The 22,625-nt window shown below is 43.3% G+C and carries 18 protein-coding genes and 3 tRNA genes; 6 read left to right on the top strand and 15 right to left on the bottom strand.

What is annotated here, in order from left to right; translation table 11 throughout:
- Positions 1–2: 2 nt before the first annotated feature.
- The 10 genes from I6E84_RS06065 to I6E84_RS06020 form a co-directional block, all read right to left on the bottom strand.
- Complete coding sequence (locus tag I6E84_RS06065) at positions 3–1,763, bottom strand: potassium transporter TrkG (protein ID WP_197216808.1); 1,761 nt, start codon at positions 1,761–1,763, stop codon at positions 3–5.
- Between the two features lie 202 nt (positions 1,764–1,965).
- Positions 1,966–2,895 carry a DMT family transporter gene (locus I6E84_RS06060; protein ID WP_197216807.1) on the bottom strand — a complete coding sequence of 310 codons (930 nt, stop codon included), beginning with the start codon at positions 2,893–2,895 and terminating at the stop codon, positions 1,966–1,968.
- Positions 2,896–2,903: 8 nt separating this feature from the next.
- Positions 2,904–4,037: a flavin monoamine oxidase family protein gene (locus tag I6E84_RS06055; RefSeq protein ID WP_197216806.1), complete on the bottom strand. Its 1,134-nt coding sequence runs from the start codon at positions 4,035–4,037 to the stop codon at positions 2,904–2,906.
- A 68-nt stretch (positions 4,038–4,105) separates the two neighbouring features.
- Positions 4,106–4,528, bottom strand: coding sequence for a tetratricopeptide repeat protein (locus tag I6E84_RS06050; RefSeq protein WP_110924290.1), 423 nt, complete (start codon positions 4,526–4,528; stop codon positions 4,106–4,108).
- A gap of 329 nt (positions 4,529–4,857) precedes the next feature.
- Positions 4,858–5,346 carry a M48 family metallopeptidase gene (locus I6E84_RS06045; RefSeq protein WP_197176029.1) on the bottom strand — a complete coding sequence of 163 codons (489 nt, stop codon included), beginning with the start codon at positions 5,344–5,346 and terminating at the stop codon, positions 4,858–4,860.
- 196 nt (positions 5,347–5,542) lie between these two features.
- On the bottom strand, positions 5,543–7,588 hold the full coding sequence (betT, locus tag I6E84_RS06040; RefSeq protein ID WP_110924292.1) for a choline BCCT transporter BetT: 2,046 nt from the start codon (positions 7,586–7,588) through the stop codon (positions 5,543–5,545).
- Positions 7,589–8,017: 429 nt separating this feature from the next.
- Positions 8,018–9,715, bottom strand: a complete 1,698-nt coding sequence (gene betA / locus I6E84_RS06035) for a choline dehydrogenase (RefSeq protein WP_197216805.1) — start codon at positions 9,713–9,715, stop codon at positions 8,018–8,020.
- 126 nt (positions 9,716–9,841) lie between these two features.
- Positions 9,842–11,356 (bottom strand): betaine-aldehyde dehydrogenase, encoded by a 1,515-nt coding sequence (betB, locus tag I6E84_RS06030; protein ID WP_227681321.1) that lies wholly within the window; start codon positions 11,354–11,356, stop codon positions 9,842–9,844.
- A gap of 310 nt (positions 11,357–11,666) precedes the next feature.
- A complete protein-coding gene (locus tag I6E84_RS06025; RefSeq protein WP_197216804.1) occupies positions 11,667–12,242 on the bottom strand; it encodes a TetR/AcrR family transcriptional regulator in 576 nt (191 codons plus the stop codon).
- 1 nt (position 12,243) lies between these two features.
- Positions 12,244–12,588: a DMT family transporter gene (locus I6E84_RS06020; RefSeq protein WP_197216803.1), complete on the bottom strand. Its 345-nt coding sequence runs from the start codon at positions 12,586–12,588 to the stop codon at positions 12,244–12,246.
- Between the two features lie 539 nt (positions 12,589–13,127).
- Here I6E84_RS06020 and I6E84_RS06015 point away from each other — a divergent pair.
- The 4 genes from I6E84_RS06015 to I6E84_RS06000 all read left to right on the top strand — a co-directional run bounded on the left by I6E84_RS06015 (position 13,128) and on the right by I6E84_RS06000 (position 15,996).
- Positions 13,128–13,203 (top strand) — tRNA-Asn (locus tag I6E84_RS06015).
- Positions 13,204–13,393: 190 nt separating this feature from the next.
- Entirely contained in the window at positions 13,394–13,747 is a 354-nt protein-coding gene (locus tag I6E84_RS06010) for a CopG family transcriptional regulator (protein ID WP_110924297.1), read from the top strand.
- A gap of 435 nt (positions 13,748–14,182) precedes the next feature.
- Positions 14,183–14,917, top strand: a complete 735-nt coding sequence (locus I6E84_RS06005; protein WP_227681320.1) for a hypothetical protein — start codon at positions 14,183–14,185, stop codon at positions 14,915–14,917.
- Positions 14,918–15,306: 389 nt separating this feature from the next.
- A complete protein-coding gene (locus tag I6E84_RS06000) occupies positions 15,307–15,996 on the top strand; it encodes a hypothetical protein (RefSeq protein ID WP_197216801.1) in 690 nt (229 codons plus the stop codon).
- A 115-nt stretch (positions 15,997–16,111) separates the two neighbouring features.
- Here the strand turns inward: I6E84_RS06000 and I6E84_RS05995 are convergent, their stop codons facing one another.
- Complete coding sequence (locus tag I6E84_RS05995) at positions 16,112–16,282, bottom strand: hypothetical protein (protein ID WP_197216799.1); 171 nt, start codon at positions 16,280–16,282, stop codon at positions 16,112–16,114.
- Between the two features lie 364 nt (positions 16,283–16,646).
- Between I6E84_RS05995 and I6E84_RS14175 the strand changes: the two genes are divergently transcribed.
- On the top strand, positions 16,647–16,775 hold the full coding sequence (locus I6E84_RS14175) for a hypothetical protein (RefSeq protein ID WP_265090851.1): 129 nt from the start codon (positions 16,647–16,649) through the stop codon (positions 16,773–16,775).
- A 231-nt stretch (positions 16,776–17,006) separates the two neighbouring features.
- On the opposite strand, the gene I6E84_RS05990 is transcribed toward I6E84_RS14175, so the two are convergent.
- The 4 genes from I6E84_RS05990 to I6E84_RS05975 form a co-directional block, all read right to left on the bottom strand.
- Positions 17,007–17,097 (bottom strand) — tRNA-Ser (locus tag I6E84_RS05990).
- A gap of 83 nt (positions 17,098–17,180) precedes the next feature.
- A tRNA-Ser gene (locus I6E84_RS05985) sits at positions 17,181–17,271 on the bottom strand.
- Between the two features lie 165 nt (positions 17,272–17,436).
- Positions 17,437–18,600, bottom strand: coding sequence for a type I glyceraldehyde-3-phosphate dehydrogenase (locus tag I6E84_RS05980; RefSeq protein WP_197216797.1), 1,164 nt, complete (start codon positions 18,598–18,600; stop codon positions 17,437–17,439).
- A gap of 207 nt (positions 18,601–18,807) precedes the next feature.
- A complete protein-coding gene (locus I6E84_RS05975) occupies positions 18,808–20,736 on the bottom strand; it encodes an AAA family ATPase (RefSeq protein ID WP_197216795.1) in 1,929 nt (642 codons plus the stop codon).
- Between the two features lie 341 nt (positions 20,737–21,077).
- Here I6E84_RS05975 and I6E84_RS05970 point away from each other — a divergent pair, with 341 nt between their 5' ends.
- Positions 21,078–22,604, top strand: a complete 1,527-nt coding sequence (locus I6E84_RS05970; RefSeq protein WP_197216793.1) for an aldehyde dehydrogenase family protein — start codon at positions 21,078–21,080, stop codon at positions 22,602–22,604.
- Positions 22,605–22,625: the final 21 nt, after the last annotated feature.

Here is a 22,625-nt window from a genome sequence, read left to right as displayed (position 1 = left end):
GTTTAATTGATTGTAATCTCTTCAGTGGGATAGCGATAATTGCGTTGGCGCATATTTTTGAGCAGCGCAATAAATATCGTCAGCATACTGACACGCCCAACGAACATAATGACCGAAACCACGATTTTACTGAAATCTGATAAGTCTGCCGTCAAGTTCAAACTGAGCCCCACTGTGCTGTAAGCTGAGAAACACTCAAACACCACTTTAATCAAGTCAAGCTCTGGCTGATCATAGCTAATGAGTGTCACGCCCGTACCGATGACCAGTAGCGACAACCACATAATAGAAAATGCGCGGCGTACAGAAATCTCCGCAATTTCCCGTTTAAATATCTCTATTTTGGTCTGCCCACGCGCCAGACTCAACGTATTTAATAGCGCAATAGCAAAAGTACTGGTCTTGATACCACCACCTGTCGAGTTTGGCGAAGCACCAATCCACATCAGAAATATCGTCAGCATCACCGTTGGAAACGTAAGCTCACCCATATCAATGACATTGAACCCTGCCGTACGCGGAGTAGCCGCCGTAAAGAAGCCAGTCACTAGCTTACCAAAGAAGCTGCTATGCTCAGCGAGCACGTTATTGTATTCAAATATCATCACGCCGATCAGACCGACCAGCAATAACGCGCCTGTCGTAATCAAAGTAATGCGGCTATTAATATTGAGTAGCCAAGGCTGATAAATGTAGCGCTGGTCATGACGATATATCAGCCGCTGAGCACGATGACGCAAATACCGTAAAACATTGACCACGATGGTAAAGCCCATGCCACCAAAGATAAATGTCATCGCAAGGATCAGCTGTAGTGGATAGTTAAAGCGTAGTGAATCATCATACAAGCCAGCGCTAAAGGTAGAAAACCCAGCATTACAAAAGGCAGAAATCGCATGAAAGACAGAAAAGAATAACTGTTCAGACCAATTCATATCGGGGATGTCGTAGATGCTAATATAAATCAACGCTGCCGCCACTGCCTCGACGGCAAAGGTGACGTACAAGATAGACTTGAGTGTCGAGACCACATTACCCATACCGCGCATGTAAGACATCTCGCTGATACTTGCTTGCGTCTCATAGCTGACACCACCCTTAAAAAAGTAACTAAAATACGTCACAAAGGTCAGGATACCTAAGCCACCGATTTGTATCAGCCCCATGATGATAACTTGCCCGAAAGTCGTAAAATAGGTAGCCGTATCGACGACGATAAGCCCTGTCACGCAAACCGCACTGGTCGCAGTAAACAACGCATCAATAAAAGACAGTGGCTGCGTCGTCGCATTAGGCATCATTAGTAGTAGCGCGCCAACCAATATCACTACGAGAAAGCTCAGAATAAAAAACTGTGCGGGGTGCAGAAAGGTACGATTGAGATTGAAGTTATGATCAGAGAGTTCGCGGATAAAGGTGACGAACACGGCTATTTTGATTGCAACAAATCCATCAACCGCAGCGGACAATCCCGAGCGCACTAGGTCTGTGAAATGCGCGGTTAATAGAATGATAATTGCGATGCTGGTCAATGTGTCAAAGACAGCAACTTTATTGAAGGTTAGCGGTTTTTTTGTGTAGATATAGCGACCAGCAGTCACTATAAAACTTAAAAATATAATCACCAGATAAAAAATATGGAACACTTGCTGTAGCCACGTCGGTAGTGTGAAACCACTATCGAATAGAGCAATAGCTACTCCGATGACACTAATGAGAATCGTAAAATTGTTCAATAAGCGATAACGTGTGGCTGCATTCATAGCCTGAGTCCATGACAACAATAACCACGATACTTATACTCCTTTTTCATCGTATCTACAAAAAGTGATTTAAGTTAATCGTAACCAATTATTGAACCATAGCAGGTACTGATAATCAAAGCAGGTGAAAGAATGCTCGCAAGCACATAGAGGCTTTAATAGCTCTGTCGCTGAATACGCATTTATTTAATTTTATTTCCTGTTACGGTCGTGCCATTTTCACCCCACCCCATGTCACTAGAGCTACGCCAATGGCTATTAATGTAGCCCCTAAGAATAAGCCTTCTGGTGGCTGCTCTCCTTGCAGAAATATAGCGACAGGTACACCGACAATGGCCCCTACCGAGCCTAACAAACTTAATAGCACTGGCCCGCCTGTTTTTTGCAGCAGAAATAACAACAAAAACTGACCAGCAAACACACAAGATTGGACAGCGATTAAACCTAGTGGCAACAGCCCTTCTCGTGGTATATCGATAGAAAAATCAGACATCATACTGAATAAGCCTAGCAGGAATGCCGCCGCAATCAGCATACCTGGAGCAAGTGCGCTAGGAGATGCCTTATCAGGCCAGCGTAGCGTGCGATATATATTGCCAATGGCGAGTAAGACAGGGCCACAAAGCGCTATTAATATCCAAAAAATACTGGCATCTGGTGCAGAGAATTTATACACAGCCAATACTCCAGCCCCAATCAGTGCGGTAGCCACGCCAGTAGCACGAATGATGTTGAATTTTTCTATGCGTAGAGCCAGTGCCCCGAGGTAGGTAAGAAGTGGTGGTAGCGAGATAGTCAGCGCAACGAAACCTGCCCCGACATGAGGGATAGCAGAAAACAGCAGTAAATTGGACCCTGCAACGCTGACCAGTGCAGCGATAAAATAGTACTCAAAGCTACGCTTGCTAAACGGCGGTGGCTCATGCCTTACTAGTGCAACAATTGATAAAATGAAGGCCGCACCAGTGATCGACCAAAACAAAAACCCTAATGGCGTAAGGCCAATGTCGCCTGCATATTTCGCCAAATTGGTTGAGATACCGGTGAGTGCACCGCCAGTCAACAAGCAAGCGAAAGGAATCAGCCATGTGTTTCTATTGCGAGATATTTGCTGTTCCGTAGGCTCACTCATCAACGATCCTATAAGCTTTGTACCGCTTTGCTTGCCGCGTCGATAGCCCCAGCGACATAGCCAGGGAACGCCTCTGACCACTCACTACCGCAACCTGTTAGACAATCCTGCCACTCGCCTGTCTTTGGTTTTGATGGCGGGGCTACAGCATGCTGCCCTGAGCCACTCGCATCGGCAGCTGTCGCGGTAAATACATCTTGAGACCAGTCTTTGATATATTCAGCCTTTGGTTTGTCTGCTTGTACACCAAATAGACGTACCATCTGCGCTCGGCAATGTGCTTTTAGCGCCATCTCTGAAACGTTTTGGCGTACCTTAACGGGAACACCAAAGAAACCAAACACAGCGCCTTCGCCTTCCACTAGTGAGGCATCGTGAATCTCAGTAAGCGGCCCTATCGCACTTCGTGCTGCACCCGAGAGACCGTTATCTCGCCAAAAGGGCGAATCATAGACTGCCACATACTTGGCATGTGGTGCCATCCAAGTGTCGGTCTCTTGCCACTCTATCGCTAAATCTTGCGGTAAAGCAGGTTCAAATACGATATTACTAACAGCCAACCGCGGTGGTAGCGCAAGTAATACATGCTGCGCTTGATAAGTGATTATTTGACCAGCGTTGATATGTTCAGAATCATATTCGCTGTCTATTTTAATATGCTGACCAGTCTTGGTTAAGCGTCTTACTGTCTGTCCTGTTACGATACGCTTGGCATCCAAGCGAGCGTATAAAGCATCAGTTAGCGCCGTCAGTCCACCCACGAGGCGCATAGATGGTGGCGAACTCTGATAACCTTGCGCACGAATAGGCAACTCACTAGCACCACGTTCTACCATCATATCGCCTTCTTCGAACTGAGCGAAACGTGGTAAACCTAATGCTTCGATAAGACTGCTCAGCTGCGGCTGATACTCTGGCCAAAACCACGACGGCCCTAAATCAAAGCCATCGTTTGATTTTTCATGATCGCCACTTTGACTGCTAGCATTCTGAGCTACTGATGATTTGGCAACAGTGATACGTCCGCCCAATCTATCACGAGCCTCTATCAATATATAGTCGATACCTTTTTGTTCTAACAAAAAGGCGGCATACAATCCGCTTAATCCGCCACCGACTATCACCACTGGTACGTTTTGCATATCAAATACGTCCTATCTCATCAAGTACATTTAATCAGGACTACTCGATCAAAATTGTTCGAGTGAAACTACTCACCCAACAACTTAGTCAGCATCTCATCTATCTCAACTTTAAACTCTTTATCTTCAATCTTATTTGCCGTGATTTTGGCATTTTGTAGACTTTGAATAGCCGCTTCTTTGTTACCTGTCTCAAGCTGTAACACCGCCATAGAAAAAGCAATCGACGACAGATGATCCTTTGAATTGATCGCCGTGGCTTTGGCCAGTGCTTTGTCATAAATGACCAGTGCTTCGTCCAAATCTTCTGTAAAGTCAGCAAGCGTTTCCCACTGCTCTGGATGATCTTTGTCTGTGTTTTCGTTATCCGTACAGACGGCTTTTAACTCAGCATAAAACGCATCAAATTTTTCTTGATTACCGATACGGTCAGCCTCTAGTAATTCTTCTGCCAATTTATAAATAGATTTATATATTTTGGTATTAATCATTGCTTACAACCTTTTATTGACTTGGGGTATAGATTATTTGGTTAGGATTATAACGTAATTCTAGGGCGTGTCCTCATTTTAAAAATGGTGATAAAAATGAGATGAATTGCAGTCAAACAAGGAAAATAGCGCAGGTCATATCGGGATATTAACCAGCTATTTAACGATGTTTGGCAAAATTTAGCCATTTTTAGCCCGTTTAGATATGATCAATTGAATTGAGGACACGCCCTACACTAGCGGCTCAGATGATTGCTGCAGAAAAGGACACAATATTTATATGGCTGTTATTAGCATTGCTATGAATCTTATTAAGGTTGCTATTCAGGTTACAACTCTCGCCAGTGTAACCAAAGCCGCGTATCTAGCTCAAACTGGTGATATTCAGGCTCCATATGGCAGCATAATTGATAAAACGCTTTGTTATGCTCATGCTCTTTAAAATGTGCCAACTCATGCACGACGATCATGCGCAAAAACTCAGGCGGCGCTTCTTGAAACAAGCTGGCCACCGTGATGCTGTTGTGCGATTTGAGCTTGCTGCCTTGTATACGAGACTGGGTGGTATGAATACCTAGCGCATGTTTGAGAACTTTTAACTTGCTGCTATAGCTGACATTCGATAGCTGTCCCACTTTGCGCATATACTGGTTTTTAATATCATTGATATACTGATAAAGAGCCTTATCACTTTTTATTTGGTGCTGAGTGGGATACTTTTTTTCTAGATAGGCGCCCAAGTTACCATCGCTAATGAGTAGCGCGGCTTGGGTTTGAACTTGCTCAGAATAATGAGCGATGTATTTTAATTTGGTCACGAACCTATCCTTTACTGATGCGTTACCACGTATCGACGCGGTCTAAATGAATTTTACCTTATATTGGTGCGCTTTATTAGAGCGTGTCATCATTTAGGTTGTGAGGCATAAACAAACCCCATAAGCTGAATTCAACTTATGGGGTTATTTTTTACGATATATTTACTTAAATATTCAGAACGTGTTGATAAATCAATTAACGCTCTAAGTGTAGATACTGTAAATGACGCTCGTATTGATTTAGGATATCAACCAATACTTGCTCTTTGGAATAGCCAACCAAGTCATACTCTTGCGAGCCTTCGCTTAAGAACACTTCTGCACGATAATAGTACTCTGCATTCTTAGTTGAGGTGCTCAATGTAAAGTTAGGACGTTCCGCTTTAATCAAGTTAACTTCATAAATAAAGTCATCTTCATCGCCATGTCCAACTCGCAATTTTAGACCATCTATTTGACCGCTACTCTCATCCATGCCTTCGTCTATATCTTGTCCGATATGTGCAGGGTTACGGATATCCAAAGATGTTTTTAGACCGCCTGCCGCAAACTCTTTTTCAACTTCCGTCATGGCAGGTCTGACCACATTTTGTAAGAACTGTTCCACTTGTGCATGTTTAGGGAAACTGACAATACGTTGCAAGCGTGCTTTCCAGCTCTTACCGCTATCTAGCACATTAGCTGTACCAATCGTACTGGCCTTACGTTTATTGCCTTCTTCTTTTAATGACCTCCACATCGATACCATATAGAGCACGAGAATGAGCGAGAATGGCAAGCCTGCAATGACAGATACTGACTGTAATGAGGCGAAACCACCGGCAAATAATAGTCCTAAAGTGATAAAACCTGTTGCCGCTGCCCAAAACAAGCGCAACCAAACAGGGGCATCTGTGTCATTGGTCATGCCTCTTGAGCTCAAGTTCGCTAATACTAACGCGCCTGAATCCGCTGAGGTCACAAAAAAGATAAGGCCAATAATCACACCAGCGAATGATAAAATATCGCTGTAAGGAAAGTGCTCAAACAGAGCAAACATACCCATCGCTGCATCATTAACAGCGATTTCGCCAAGCTCAGTGGCACCATTGGCAACCAAGTCTATCGCTGAATTACCAAAGATAGAGAACCAAGCAAAGATGAAACCGAGCGGGATAAACATCACGCCAAAGACAAACTCACGCAAGGTACGACCACGACTAATACGTGCGATAAATAATCCTACAAACGGTGCCCAAGCGACCCACCATGCCCAGAAAAATATCGTCCAACCTGACTTCCAATCAGCACCAGCTTGACCGTCATAAGCATAAACATCAAAGGTTTTGAAAATAATGGTTTGGAAATACTGTCCAATATTTTGAGTAAAGGTATTGAGCAAATAGACCGTATTACCCATTACTAATATCGCAATCAATAGCAATATCGACGATAGCATGTTGAATTCAGAGAGACGGCGTACGCCTTTCTCAACACCTGTCATCGCAGAGACAGCTGCCGCCGCAACAACACAGACGATAATAATTGTCTGAACCGTTTTGCTAGACTCGATACCGAAGACATGGGTCAGTCCAGCATTGGCCTGCAATACCCCAATACCTAAACTGGTGGCGATACCCATCAAGGTACAAACAACACCAAAGGTATCAATACCATCACCAAGCCAGCCTTTGATGAGTCGTTCACCAAAGATAGGCGTCAACGGCGAACGTAGCGCCAATGGCATGTTTTTACGATAAGCAAAGTATGCCAATGCCATACCGATCAAGGCATAGATACCCCAGCCATGTAGCCCCCAATGTAAAAAGGTCTGCGCAAGTGCTTCGCGCATGGCCTCGGCACTGGCAGGTTCTAAACCAGTATGCGGTGTCAAATAATGCATCAAAGGCTCAGAGGCACCAAAGAACAATAAATCAATACCGATACCAGCGGAGAACAGCATCGCCGCCCATGCTAGGAAAGGAAACTGTGCTTTTTCGTGGTCTTGCCCAAGCTTGATATCACCGTACTTGGAGAAACCAACAAACAAGGAAAATATACTGTAAGCGGCAACCACCAGCATGTAATACCAGCCAAAGCTCTCTGATATCCATGACATACTCGAACTTAACAATGTCTCACTATAAGTTGGAAACGCAATCGTCCAAATTATCAATAAAATAGAAATAATAGCTGAGCCTAAAAAAACCGTCTTATTTAGAGTCAGGGGTTTTGCCGCATCCTTTGATGGCGAGCTGTACATAAAAGACCTCAATAGGTAAATTAAACAGGGTCTGATATTGCTTTGTCCGTCATAATCTTATGACTATCAGTCATAAGATTATGACGGACAAAGCAGTACCAATAAATAAAGATTTGCTACTTAAGTAATGATCATTTCAGTAATTGCTACTTCAATAATTAGCACTTAAGCAACAAGGTAAGTGATTAAAAAACCAATCTTAATCGTATTCATTTTCTAAAACAGTAGAGGGGATAAAAAAGACCTTTATCAAAAGGCCTTCTTATCAACATTATTCATAAACACTATAGTCATTTCACTATAAAAGTATTACTGCGTTAACCTCGCTTGAAGTATTTAATATACATCTACACTCGGCTGCCTTGTACTGCTTTTGAATTAAATCGACTATATATCATATATCTAGACAGTTGTTTATTAATATTTAATTTAAACAGAACCATAAGCACGCATCGGCTCAGCTCTCAATAGTGCACCATTAGCAGTAAAATAATCTACCGTCGAACGTGGTAGCTGCACACCGCGCATCTTATCGGCAATTTTTTCTGCCAACATAATCGTGGTCGCGTTGAGATTACCACTGATGATGTTGGGCATGATAGAGGCATCAACGACTCGCAAACCATCGATACCATGTACCAGACCTTCGCCATTGACGACCGAATCATTGTCTTCGCCCATCGCACAGGTACAAGATGGATGATAAGCCGTCTCGCTGTGGTTACGGACATACTCATCCAACTGCGCGTCGGTCACTAGATCATCGGTTGGTGCAATCGAGCGACCACGATAAGGGTCAAGCGCTGGCTGATGCATAATCTCACGAGTGATACGCATGGCAGCACGGAACTCTTGCCAGTCTTGATCATGAGACATATAGTTAAACAAGATACTTGGATGAGCGCTTGGATCTTTCGATGTCAGCTTGACACGGCCACGACTTGGCGAGCGTAATGAGCCCACGTGCGCTTGGAAGCTATGCGATTTAACCGCACTACGACCATCATAACGTACCGCGAGTGGTAAAAAATGGTACTGAATATTAGGATGGGTGAATTTTTCATCGGTACGAATAAAACCACCACCTTCGAACTGATTTGACGCGCCCAGACCCGTACCATTGAATAACCACTCTGCACCGATGGCGGGCTTGTTCCACCATTTATTGGCAGGTGCAATCGACACTGGCAGCTTACATTCATACTGCATGTACAGCTCTAAATGATCTTGTAGGTTATTACCCACACCCGGCAAATCCAGAATCTCATTGACACCTAAATCTTTTAGCCATTGACCGGGGCCAATACCAGAACGCTGCAATAATTGTGGCGAAGCAATCGCACCAGATGAGACAATCACCTCACGAGAGGCATGAAAGTTCTTGGTTTGACCTTGATGCTCGACTTTGACACCGATAGCGCGTTTGCCATCAAACAAGATCACATCGGTTAGCGCACCCGTCAAAATCGTGATATTACTGCGTGGCTTAGCACGGTCAAGATAACCACGAGCCGTTGAAGCGCGGCGACCATTAGGCGTCACGAAACGATCCATTGGCCCAAAACCTTCTTGCTGATAGCCATTTAAATCGTCGGTACTTGGATAGCCAGCTTGCACGCCTGCTTCAATCATTGCTTGAAACAGTGGGTTGACCCCAGGTTTTGAAGTGGTCATCTCAACAGGGCCACCTACACCGTGATAGTCATTCTCGCCAGCATCACGGTTTTCTAACTTTTTAAAATAAGGCAGGCAATCCAGATACGTCCAATCTTCTAGGCCTTTAATCTTAGACCAATCATCAAAATCTAGTGCGTTACCACGGATATAACACATACCGTTAATCAGTGACGAGCCGCCAAGTCCTTTACCGCGACCGCAGTCCATGACGCGATTATTCATATTCGGTTCAGGATCTGTCTTGTAGCCCCAGTTATAGGTTGTTCCTTGCAACGGCATGGCGAGCGCTGCTGGCATCTGCGTACGAAAATCTAAGCGATGGTCTGGACGACCCGCTTCTAGTAGCAGCACCTTAATGTTGGCATCTTCGGTCAAACGCGTGGCCAGCACATTGCCTGCTGATCCTGCGCCAACGATGATGTAGTCATACTCAGGTGTGGTTGATGTCATAAAACGCTCCATAATATTGAAAAATAAATCATTTACTATCAGTAAAGTCGAATAAAAAACAAATTATCTCTACTGAACTACTTTACTGATTAAAAAACTGATCAAAAACTTTCTCAATAAAAGTAATTAAAAGACAGATTCAAACGCACCCAACTCTACTTGGATAGATTTGGTCTGAGTATAATGCTCAAGGGCTTCAATGCCATTTTCTCGGCCAACACCTGAATGCTTGTAACCGCCGACTGGCATTTGAGCGGCTGACTCGCCCCATGTATTTAACCAGCAGATACCTGCTTCAATTTGAGCGATGACTCGATGTGCTCGGGTCAAGTCATCAGTCACGACGCCAGCTGCCAATCCATATTCGGTATCATTGGCACGGCGAATAACTTCTTCTTCAGTCTCATAAGTCAATATCGACATTACTGGGCCAAATATTTCCTCACGGACGATAGTCATTTCATCAGTACAGTCAGTGAATACAGTCGGGGCAACGAATGCGCCATTTGCCAATTCGCCTGTTGTCACACGGTCACCACCTGTTAGCAGTCGTGCACCACTGGCTTTACCTTGCTCAATATAGCCAAGTACTCTTTCCATATGCGGGAAGCTGACTAGTGGGCCCATGTTGATGTTTTCATCCATTGGATCACCCAACTTAATACGCTCAACACGCGTTGAAATAGCCTGCTCAAACTTAGCTTGCATCGCTTTAGGAATAAACACACGCGTGCCATTGGTACATACCTGACCACTGCTATAGAAGTTCGCCATCATCGCGATGTCCGCAGCCGTATCGATGTCTGCATCATCAAAGATGATCAATGGCGATTTACCACCCAGCTCTAATGTCACGTCTTTAAGAGATGAGCTTGCCGCACTCGACATGACTTTTTTACCCGTTGGTACGCCACCGGTAAACGAGACTTTAGCGATATCAGGATGCTGAGTTAATGCCTCACCCACTTTATAATTGCCTTGCACGACGTTGAATACGCCATCTGGTAAACCTGCTTCTGTCAAAATTTCTGCCAGTTTCAATGCCGTTAACGGTGTCACTTCTGACGGCTTAAAGATCATCGCGTTACCAGCAGCTAGTGCTGGTGCTGCCTTCCACATCGCGATTTGAATTGGATAGTTCCATGCACCAATACCAGCAACCACGCCAAGTGGTTCACGGCGAGTATAAACAAAGCTGGTATCACGTAGTGGAATCTGACGACCTTCTATCATTGGTGCAAGACCCGCATAATACTCAACGACATCAGCACCCGTAACGATATCGACATACTTGGTTTCAGAATACGCTTTACCTGTGTCTTTGGTTTCAAGCAATGCCAGTACATCGTTGCGTTCGCGCAGTATGGCTACTGCATTTAATAGAATGCGACCACGCTCAACTGATGTCATCGCCGCCCAAACTTTTTGACCTTTTTGTGCTGCTTTCACAGCCTCGTCGATTTGCTCATTGGTCGTTTGTTGAACGGTAGCCAACAACTCACCTGTCGCTGGGTTGATGTCTTCAAAAGTAGCCAAAGACTCATCGACAGCCAGATAACGACCATTGATATAAGCGGTTTGTATTTGTTCTAAGTCGATAATGTCTGTTAAGTTATTTGAGTTTGTATGAGTAGCTGTCATGGAGTGCTCCTTACGACGACTGGTACAAGCGCTATAAAATCACGCCTACCGAATAATTTCGTCATGGTTTCAGTTTTAAAAATAAAAGTTGCATCGTTGTATGATGACAAGTCGTTATGTGATTAAAAGTCGTTATGTGATTAAAAGTCGTTATGTGATTAAAAGTCGTTACGTGATTAAAAATCGTTACGTGATTAAAAATCGTTACGTGATTAAAAATCGTTACGTGATTAAAAATCGTTATGTGATTATCAATTGTTCTTTAATAAATTTTTGGGTGCGGCACTTTAATTAACGTGCTACATCATGCTTATGAATCAAAGCCACGTTGCGTCATTTTTATTAGACGCTCACGTAGCGATTTCTTATCCGAGATATTGATACCTGAAAAATCAGAAAGCCAAATCCCATCAGCGACTAAACGCACCATACATAGTGTCTCAGTATTATCGGTTGCTTCATGCTTCTTCAATTGCTCATTTGACCACTTGGCCCACAATTCACGCAGCTCACTATCACCTAGCATCAATACGTATAGCGTCGCTTGACTGTCAAATTCTTCCTGCCCTTTCTCGCCTAGACTGATCGTGGCATCTATATAAGCACGGGTAAAAGAGCCATAGCGCACTGGATCTTTCGCCATTGCGCTATCCACCTCTGCCTCAAACTTCGCCATCGCATCATGAAATACTTCAAGAATGAGCGCGTTTTTAGTGGCGAAATGATGCATGATGCCGCCTTTGGTCACCCCAACTGCATCTGCCACGGCTTGGAAAGTGACTTTCGACAACCCTTGCTCTAGCGTTATTCGTGCGGCCTGATCGAGCAGCGCGCGACGAATAACTTCTGGTTGTTTTTTACGTTTATGAGCGTTTTCAATTTCCATATCAGTGCACCACAGAATTAGAGAGTAAATTCATCACCATCACACCGCCTACAATCATAGAAATACCAACCACTGCCGCTGTATCAAGGCTTTGCTTAAAAAACACCAAGCCAACAAGCGAGGTTAGTACGATTCCGAGTCCGCCCCACAGCGCGTAGGCAATACCAAGCGGTATGGTCTTCAGGGTCTGCGTCAACAAGTAAAATGAGATGACATAAAGCAAACCCATAATGAGCGTCGGTACCAAACGCGTGAACTGCTCTGACTTCATCAAAAAAGTAGTGCCGATCACTTCACAAATGATGGCAATGGCCAAATAACCATAAGCAATAGTGGTAGGACTCATATTTAACATACCTTTTTCGAATCAAGCATATTTCTCGATTCAATATCAATTGGTCATAATAAATTGTTTGAGCATGTATTAAAGATACCGTACGGTCGGTATTCTATAGACATATTCTAGCAATGTGAAGGGCTAACTCATAAGTTTTTTGTTTCAAGTGATGTATGTATTGCGTTAATATTCAAAAAGATAGGCGAGTTGTCTAATCAAATATAGGCTTGAAACCTAAGCGCAAAGACGGATGCAAGGTTACTTCGACTACTATTAGAACCACCTTTCTCTTTGGTCAAGGCACTTAATAAAATTATCGATGACCGAGCCAATAAATAACAACTTGAGACTCACCTATCTACCAGAACTGCCCATTTAACAGGCGATAACGAGCTATTTTGAATTAATTACAACAATATTGATAATTAATGGCGTAATAAGGTTGACAGCCTATGATGACTTGGCTAAAATACGCCCCACATAACGCAAACAAGATAAGCAATTGTTCTTATATAATGCTTACTAAACTTACTGTTATGACAACTTATTCTCCAATAGCTCAGTTGGTAGAGCAACGGACTGTTAATCCGTGTGTCCCTGGTTCGAGCCCAGGTTGGAGAGCCATATACTGAAAACCTTCATCATTACTTGATGAAGGTTTTTTTATGGTCGCCATTTATATATGTGATGGTCATAATATTCGCATGGCTACTGTGTTCTTTTGTGCATTTTTGTTGTATGGTAAGTGAAGTATTGATTGGGTTAATTTTTGTCTGAGCGCTTTACTCCTACTCACTAAAAGTAATGGTTTATTATGATACCTGTACGTGTAAAAAATAGATTTTCTGATCATCCACAAAAAATCATGCGTCCAGTCAGCATTCGCCTGTCTGAAGAAATGATTTCGCTACTAGAAGCGACTTCGTCGGATTTAGGTTTCAAACGTATTCAAGGTCTTATCCGCCTATATATTCGTCAGGGTCTTGATCGTGATCATCAGGATTATACGTTAGCCCATGATGAAGTTTTTATCGAAACACTACGTAAGCGCGGTGTTAGCCAGCATATTATTGATGAAGCTATTGTTGTGACGCATAATAATAATATTACGCACTCATTATCTGAGCTACAAGAAAATGATCAAGCTAATGACCAAACTAATAACTAGCCAGCTACATTAAAAGCAACATGCCAATGGGTATTGAATAATAACAACCATTCAAAACCACTATTAATCGTCAGCTTTGACGGCTTTTAATAAAAAAAGACTGAGTCCGCCTAATCGCACTCGGTCTTTTTTTATGAGCATCGTAAACATATCCTTTGCTAGTCCTTACATCATCCGCTTTGACTAACACTCTTCCTACCCCTTTCTGCTGTCACAAACATAAGAACATATCTGTTTTATTTCCATACTCTCTTTAGCGATAATTAAACACAAGCAATCTTCAAACGAGGTATATTAATAAAAAGACCACTATAGTCGGTTCAATATAATGTCGATATCAAAAAACCAAGCGAAGATGACGATGTAGCAGATTTATATAAACGTGACTATATTATCGCTCTTTATTTTTCATAGGGATTTACAAGGAGGTGTACGATGATGGGTTTATATCAGCGTGTAGACAAAGCGTTGTTACTAGCGGTTGCTTTGGCAGTGCTGCCAGTCGTTTCTGCGTGCTCACAGCCACAAACCGATCCAAACAAAAAAACAATACCGACCAACTCTGACCAGTGGCAAAAAAAGCTCGGTACTACCTTTGAGCAGCTACCCAAGGCTGATCAGCAAGTCCTTAGCCGCTATATGTTGCGAATGAAGCTCAGCGGCGCTTATGAGTCAGGCGCGATGCCACGTACCACTATCAAACAGGCTCTCATACAGCAGCGTGAATACGAGCGCTTACATCCAAACAATCCTACGGGTAAGAAAAGCCCTATCGTCAAGGGTCAGCAAGCAGCAACCGCTAATGCACAGAATTACCCTATCGCCCTACTGCCAGTCAAGACCAGCGACGACGATAGCCTAAACCAAGTAAAACTACAGTTCATGCTATCAAACCACGGTCAGGTCGCTATTCAAAGCTTTAAAGGGACGCTAATCATGCAAGATGCGAAGCTGACGAAAGGCAAAAGATTCAATGTGCCCTCGACACAGTTTGCTCCGCCCATTCAACCCGAGCAGTCTGGCAAAATCATCATCGAGAGTAGCATAGAAGACATCAACGTTATGCGTGCCATAAAAAACACCAAGGACTTGACCATCATGATTAGCGAAGGTGTTTTAAAGTTAGAGGACGGACAAACCGTGGAGTTTGATGAGTCGCTAATGAAATAAAGGATGTCGTTGCAAGTGAGCATAATCGTGATTACACGGCAAATGGGTAACCAATTTCGCTACAGCATTGAGGATAGGCAAGGCAATTATGATAATATTGCGACGAGCGATCAAGATAAAAAACCCGCTACTCGTTAGCGGGTTTTTTTATTGCGTATCATTTTTAAATTGTACTCTCGGTATGTGCAATAATACTAGGGCGTGTCCTCATTTTAAAAATGGTGATAAAAATGAGATAAATCGCAGTCAAACAAGGAAAATAGCTGACTAATATCGAGATATTAGTCAGCTATTTGACGCCATTTGGCAAGATTTAGCCATTTTTAACCCATTTAGATAACTATCAATTGAATTGAGGACACGCCCTAGTCAAATGTTAGGGGATTCTTATGCAAGAATTACTACAGTTGCCACTGCAAATACAAGCCACATTAGTGGCAGGTTATTGGGGCTATATTGTACTAAAGCGCGACTATAGAAATACTGAAAAGCTTACTGATGTTTGGATGTTGGTATTACTCTTAGGTTTGCCAACGGCGCTTACCATACAACTGTGTGACTCAAACTGGGCTTATTTAGCAGTACTATCTGGACCGATTATTGCTTTTATTTGGGTAAAATTTGCCGAAGCTGGCTGGACGGATTTTTTGCATCGTAGCAAAGTTAGTCATACAATCAGTTCAGGTGATGTATGGAAAACATTGTCTTCTTATAAAGGCATAGAGGCAACTCTAATAAAGGTAATCCACAAAGACGGTAAACAGTATATATGCAATCATACTAGTGATTTTTATGGAGACGTATTCGCACCTTTCATCATGGACGATGACGGTATAGCTTTTTATGTTACACATACTAAAAGCATAGGCGGTACAGAGTGGCTAGAGGTTACTGACGTTAAGCGTGGTCCTGAGTATGGAAATATGATTACTTATTTCCCTCGTGCTGATGTACACCTTCTAGAATTAAGATATATACGAGATGCAAAAAAGGAAATATCAAAAGGACTTATTTGTTTGGGTTGTGGTCTGGCAGTGGCGGTGGCGGCCTGTTTGATGTGGTACTTTGACCTACTGTAGTGTCAGCTCTAGGCTTGCCAATGGAACCACCTTGGTCTGACTTTATTTTACGACCTACATCTGAATTGCCACTATTTGGATTGCTCATATTTTTACCCTACTAGTTTTAAAAAATTTATTTATTTGGGTTGTGATCTGGTGTTGGTGGTGCTGGTCTATTTGTGGTTGGGCTTTGCCCTATTGCAGCATCACCTATAGAAACGCGAATTTTACCGCCTTGGTCTGACTCGACACCAGGTCCTATTCTACCTTCTGAATTTGTACCACTATTTTTTGGATCGCTCATACTTGCTTCCTTATAGTTTAATGAACAAGATGCCGATAACTGGAGCTTATAAGCTGTTTTTAATTTATGCCATACCACAATGAATGTAAAGCCTTAACTTAAGCCTACCACCTAATACATAAGAACCCGCTATCACGCATCTGATAGCGGGTTCTTTGTGTTTAGAATCAAAGTTTAAAAGATTTGTGCTCATAACTCTAAACACTGCATTTTAGATATAATAATAAACATCTATTGAATCATATGGTTATGTGAGGTCTGCTATGGTTGCTCCTAATAAACAATCTCCTCAAAAAAAGAAGATGATACAGCTTGTGCATATCGGAAAAAATAAACTGGGCTGGATGATGGCCTATATCGCAAGATGCTGTATCAAGTGACAGTAGATACCACAGATGACGAAGAAGGTTATGTAGGTTGTAATGGCGACGGTCAGCCGCACAACAAGATGCAGCCATTTAAAACATTAGACTGTTGGAAACAAGTAGCATAAATAGAACGGAGCAGTAGTGCAATACTCAATAATGGTGCGGGCATTCCTAACGTCATTGCATTAATTTTTAGTAGGTTATCTAGTGCAAAATTAATTACAAAAACTTAGTGCAGAATGAGATTCAAATTAGTGCAGAATAAATTCGCAAATTACACAACGTCATTGAGAAAATCATTATAAAAGCATATAAAAAAAGCCCCAATCATTAGTGATTGGGGCTTTTTTCGAATTTGGAGGAGACGGAGAGATTCGAACTCTCGAAGGGCTACGAACCCTTGTCGGTTTTCAAGACCGGTGCATTCAACCACTCTGCCACGTCTCCATAGGTGCATCATTATAACGATATAAAATAAAAATGCAACAAAAAAAGCCGCAATCATTAATAATGATTGCGGCTTTCAAATTTGGAGGAGACGGAGAGATTCGAACTCTCGAAGGGCTACAAACCCTTGTCGGTTTTCAAGACCGGTGCATTCAACCACTCTGCCACGTCTCCATTGGTGGACTATTATAGCGATATAACATGAGAATGCAAGCAATTAATTTAACGAATTTAAATTATTTTGCTGCTATCATTAATTCCGTTTAAAAGAGCGTCAAGGCAACTGAATATAGATGTATAGGTGATACTTCAAGCAAGATTGATGCTGTTACTCTTTTATCAAGGATTGACTATAGGTTTTTTATTAGATGCCAGATGTAGGCACATATCTAGCAACCTATTGGCATAGCCCCACTCATTATCATACCAAGCAAAAACCTTATATTGCTCACCCACTTGCATCAACTGCTGCCCATCGATGATAAGCGACTCTGTCTGATGAATAAAATCACTGGAGACCAATGGCTCCTCGGTATAAGCCATAATATCAATTAAGCCACCTTGACTAGCCGATTTCAGCACGTCACGAATATCATCGACACTCACATTAGGCGCATCAAACACAAAAGTCACATCAATGGCGGCAACATCGATAGTTGGTACACGTATTGAGTGCCCATTTATTTTGCCTATCATCGCTGGTAGCACCCGCTCTGTCGCAGCGATACTGCTAGAAGTGGTCGGGATAATATTATAACCAGAAGCCCGCGCGCGTCTCGGATCTCGATGCGCCTGATCGAGTACCGTTTGGTCGGCCGTGACTGCGTGAATCTCCGTCATCATGGCTGATTTAACACCAAATGCGGTATCGAGGGTCGCAATCAAGGGTACCAATGCTTGCGTGGTACAAGAAACACTTGAGATAATCGGCAGCTCACGCGTTAACTCATCCGTGTTGACGCCCATAACGATACAGGCATCTACATCATCAAAAGGTGCCGCGCCAATAATCACTTGCTGAGCGCCAGCCGCTCTATGCAGCTGAGATTGCTCATAAGAGCGGAAATGACCTGTACATTCTAGTACCACATCGATACCCAGCGCCTCCCAAGGTAGGTTTTTCGGGTCTGCCTCCGACAGCATATTAATACAGTAGGTTAGATTGCTCTTCGTCAGACAGAGCTGAGTCTTGCTGGTATCGTCGGCACCACTCTCTACAATCTCGGCACTAACGCCCAGTCGGCTCAAACGCCCATGTGTACTATCAAACTTCAATAAATGCAGCAAGATATCCGCTGGCGCTAAATCATTAATCGCCACCACATGAATCGCCCGACCTAACACTTCAAAGCGCTCTAACAATGCACGCAACACATTGCGCCCTATACGTCCAAAACCATTAATAGCTACTCTCAGTGGCTGTGTGTGCTCACCAGTGGCATAAAGCGCTGCTGCTACAGGGTCAGATGTTAATTGATAGGTGGTGCTAGAAAAATCAGGCATAACAAGTTATCGCTATAAAGAGAGATATAAAATTGAGCACTGCAATTTCAGCACTACAATGGAACAAAAACCATGCGCTTTAATGGTTTTAACAACAGGTTGGATATTAGGGCACGTTGCCCATTCACAAGTAGGCACACAAGTAGTCACACAAGTAGTCACACAATTAGGCACTGCTGATTGCCATAGTCGAGTGCCCAACAAGCGCTAAGGTGTTATAAAGATAAGTGCCAATCGAATGGTATTGTAGTCAATGCTTTGCTTCAGATGGTCAAATATCGGACGTAGCTTAATACTACCATCATCATTAAAATCGTTTGGGTTATTGGCAACTTTAATCACTACATAGGCATTACCAACGGCAGTCATCACCTCATCTTCTGGACGCAGATGATCACAAGCCAAACTTGGGTCTTGAGATTTTAACTCGCCGATATGGCGCATGATGGTGGACTGTGACAGCTGACGGGCTTGAGAGATTTCTGCAATAGACAAGCTCTCTTCTAATAATATTCTGGTCGCTAGCAATGTACTGTCCGACTTATCAGACACCTGATTGCCCATTTTTTGCTTTTTATCTAGCTGCGCCTGCTGTTGCTCGCGGCGCTTCTTTTGTAGATTGGCATAGCCATCAATCACTGACTTACTCAGTGTGCCGCCTGATTTTAAAACGAACTTCTCATGTGCCTGCGTCATACTCTCTTCATCGAGCATGGCATAGTTGGCATCAGCTTCTTCAGATAGCACTAAAAAGCGCTTGTCTGCACCACGAGCTAATGGATCTAGCTGCAGGCTCATGTCGTTCATGCCTAGCAATTGTAACCCTGCTAGCGACTTGAGCCTTGATAATGCTACATAGCCTTGTCCTAATTCAAAGGTACGCGACAAATCTATCTCAGCAGCGTCCAGTGTCATACCTTGTGACTTGTGAATAGTAATTGCCCATGCCAGACAAAGCGGCACTTGCTCATAGCTCGCTAGCACCTCACCTGTTTCATCTTCGATGATCCACTCTTCGGGCTCAGCGATAACTTCACGCCCTGAGTTAAGCCTAACCACTGGCATTTTCTGTGTCGTTGGTTTTTTAGCTTTTGGTTTTTCTTTGTCTTTTTTGGTTTTACTCTTTGTACTTTTGGCAGACGCTTCATCACTGTCGACATCGACATCGACATCTTCAATCAAAGCCTCACTGGTATCTTTGCTATCGTCGATTTTCACCGCAGCAAAACCTATCAGCTCACCCATCGTACCGTTAGAGACACCAAGCTCGGTGTTGTTTTTGATAAACATCACCTTTGAGCCAACTTTGAGCACTAAATCATCTTGAGTACGTACTGTCTTTTTGAGTGTCTCAACCAGCTTACTATCACCCGTAGACATTGCCTCAAAGCGCATCATCTCACCAGATAATGCGGCCAATTCTTTATCATTGATTTTATTGACGTTGAGATTATGCGTATACAGACGGGTACGCTTGATATCGACGTTTTGGTCAAAGGTAGCTTCTAGCGCAGCAATCGCATCAAAAGTGACTTCTTGACGGCGAATTTGGTTCAAAATATCGTCCAAATCAAGACCACCGTTGGCCGCCTCGCTCACTTGTCGATGCTGCTCAGACAAGTAGCAAATATGGAACTTGGCATCAAGCCACGCCTCAGACATAAAAGCAAACTTCTCACGGTTGCTTTCGCCCTTACTACCAATTGGCGGTAACTGAAAAAAGTCCCCTGCCACCACGACCTGAATACCGCCAAATGCTTTGTCGTTTTTGCGAATATGTTTGAGTACCTGACTCACCAAATTAATCTGCTTGGCATGCAGCATCGATATCTCATCAATGATGAGTACTGCCGTGTCCTTTAATCTATCTGCTAAAAACTGTTTGCGTGACAGCGTGGTGAGGTCTCGGTCACTTAGCTCATCTTTGATACCGATACCCGACCAGCTATGAATGGTCGTACCATTCATATGCGTGGCAGCAATTCCCGTACTGGCAGTGACCGCCACTGGCACACGGCGTGCGCGTAGATAATCGATGTATTGATTGAGTGTATAGGTCTTACCTGAACCTGCTGAGCCAGTCAAAAAGACATTTTGACCTGTTTTTAGGATATCAAGAGCAGAAGATTGACGCATATATTCAAACCAACCAATAACTTAGAAGAAAAAGAAAAGAGAGCAGCCATCAGCAATTTTATAAATGCCGTGGCTTAAAATATTGGCAATAATTATAACAGCTACATCAGCTTTACGAACCCTTTTAACTGACACATTTTCCATAACTAAATTTCATGAGTCTATTGATTAGTTATTATTAAAAGTGAGTATAACTCTGCTCAAAAGTTGAGTAGTATGAAGTGAGAACTCAACCAGGAAGGTTCGGAGGCGATGAGATAGGCATTTATTTTACACGATGATGTAATAAATAATTGCTTATATATGACTTGCCTCATACATAAAACAACAAGGAGTAGTTAATGTTATATCCCTATCCAAATACAGAAAAAAGCCAAGTCCAATTCCGAGAAAAATATGACAACTTTATCAATGGCGAGTGGGTTGCACCCGTTGATGGTGAATACTTTGACAACACCAGTCCGATAGATGGCAAAGTCATCTGCCAAGTTGCTCGCTCAAAAGAAGCTGATATCGAAAAAGCCCTAGATGCCGCTCACGCTGCCAAAGATGCGTGGGGCAAAACCAGTGTAACCGAACGCGCCAACATCCTCCTCAAAATCGCTGACAAAATGGAAGCCAATCTTGAGTCTATTGCCATTGCTGAATGTTATGAAAACGGCAAACCAGTGCGTGAGACACTTGCAGCAGACATCCCGCTAGCCGTTGATCATTTCCGTTATTTCGCCAGTGCCATTCGCGCTCAAGAAGGCGGCATCAGTCAGATTGATGACGATACCGTTGCCTATCACTTCCATGAGCCACTGGGTGTGGTCGGTCAGATTATCCCTTGGAACTTCCCTATCCTAATGGCTGTCTGGAAGCTGGCACCTGCACTAGCCGCTGGTAACTGTGTCGTTCTTAAACCTGCTGAGCAAACCCCTGCGTCTATTCTCTACATGCTAGAGCTTATCGGTGCCGCTGACCTGTTACCTAAAGGCGTGTTAAATGTCGTCAATGGTTTTGGTGTCGAAGCGGGTAAGCCGTTAGCTTCTAACCCTCGTATTAATAAAGTGGCCTTTACAGGTGAGACCACAACCGGTCGCCTCATCATGCAGTATGCCAGTGAAAACATCATTCCTGTGACCTTGGAGTTGGGCGGTAAGAGTCCAAACATCTTCTTCGCCGATATCATGGACGAAGACGATGACTTCTTAGACAAAGCCGTTGAAGGTCTAGTGATGTTTGCACTCAACCAAGGTGAAGTCTGTACCTGCCCATCGCGTGCACTGGTACATGAGAGTATCTATGATGAGTTTATCAAACGCTGCATCGCTCGTGTTGAAGCCATCAAAATGGGCAATCCATTAGATACGGAGACGATGATTGGGGCACAAGCAAGCTCAGATCAGCTAGAGAAGATTCTGTCTTATCTAGATATCGGTAAGCAAGAAGGCGCTAAAGTATTAGTCGGTGGCGAGAGAGCCACACACGATGGTGATCTTGGTGATGGCTACTATGTGCAGCCGACTATCTTTGAGGGCACAAACGATATGCGGGTGTTCCAAGAGGAAATCTTTGGACCGGTGCTTGCGGTAACGACTTTTAAAGATGACGAAGATGCGATGAGAATTGCCAACGATACGTTATATGGTTTAGGCGCTGGTATTTGGACGCGTAGTGTGCATAAGGCGTATCGCTTCGGACGAGGTATTCAGGCAGGTCGCGTATGGACGAACTGCTATCACATCTATCCGTCGCATTCTGCATTCGGTGGTTATAAGCAATCTGGTATCGGCCGTGAGAACCATTTGATGATGCTGGATCATTATCAGCAAACCAAAAACATGCTGGTGTCTTACGATCCTAAAAAAATGGGGTTCTTTTAAGCCAAAGTTCGAAGCACTTTG

The sequence above is a fragment of the Psychrobacter sp. SCQQ22 genome (assembly GCF_015864605.1).
GTDB lineage: Bacteria > Pseudomonadota > Gammaproteobacteria > Pseudomonadales > Moraxellaceae > Psychrobacter > Psychrobacter fozii.
Note: the sequence above shows the minus strand (reverse complement) of the source record. Positions and strands in the feature narration are given on the sequence as shown.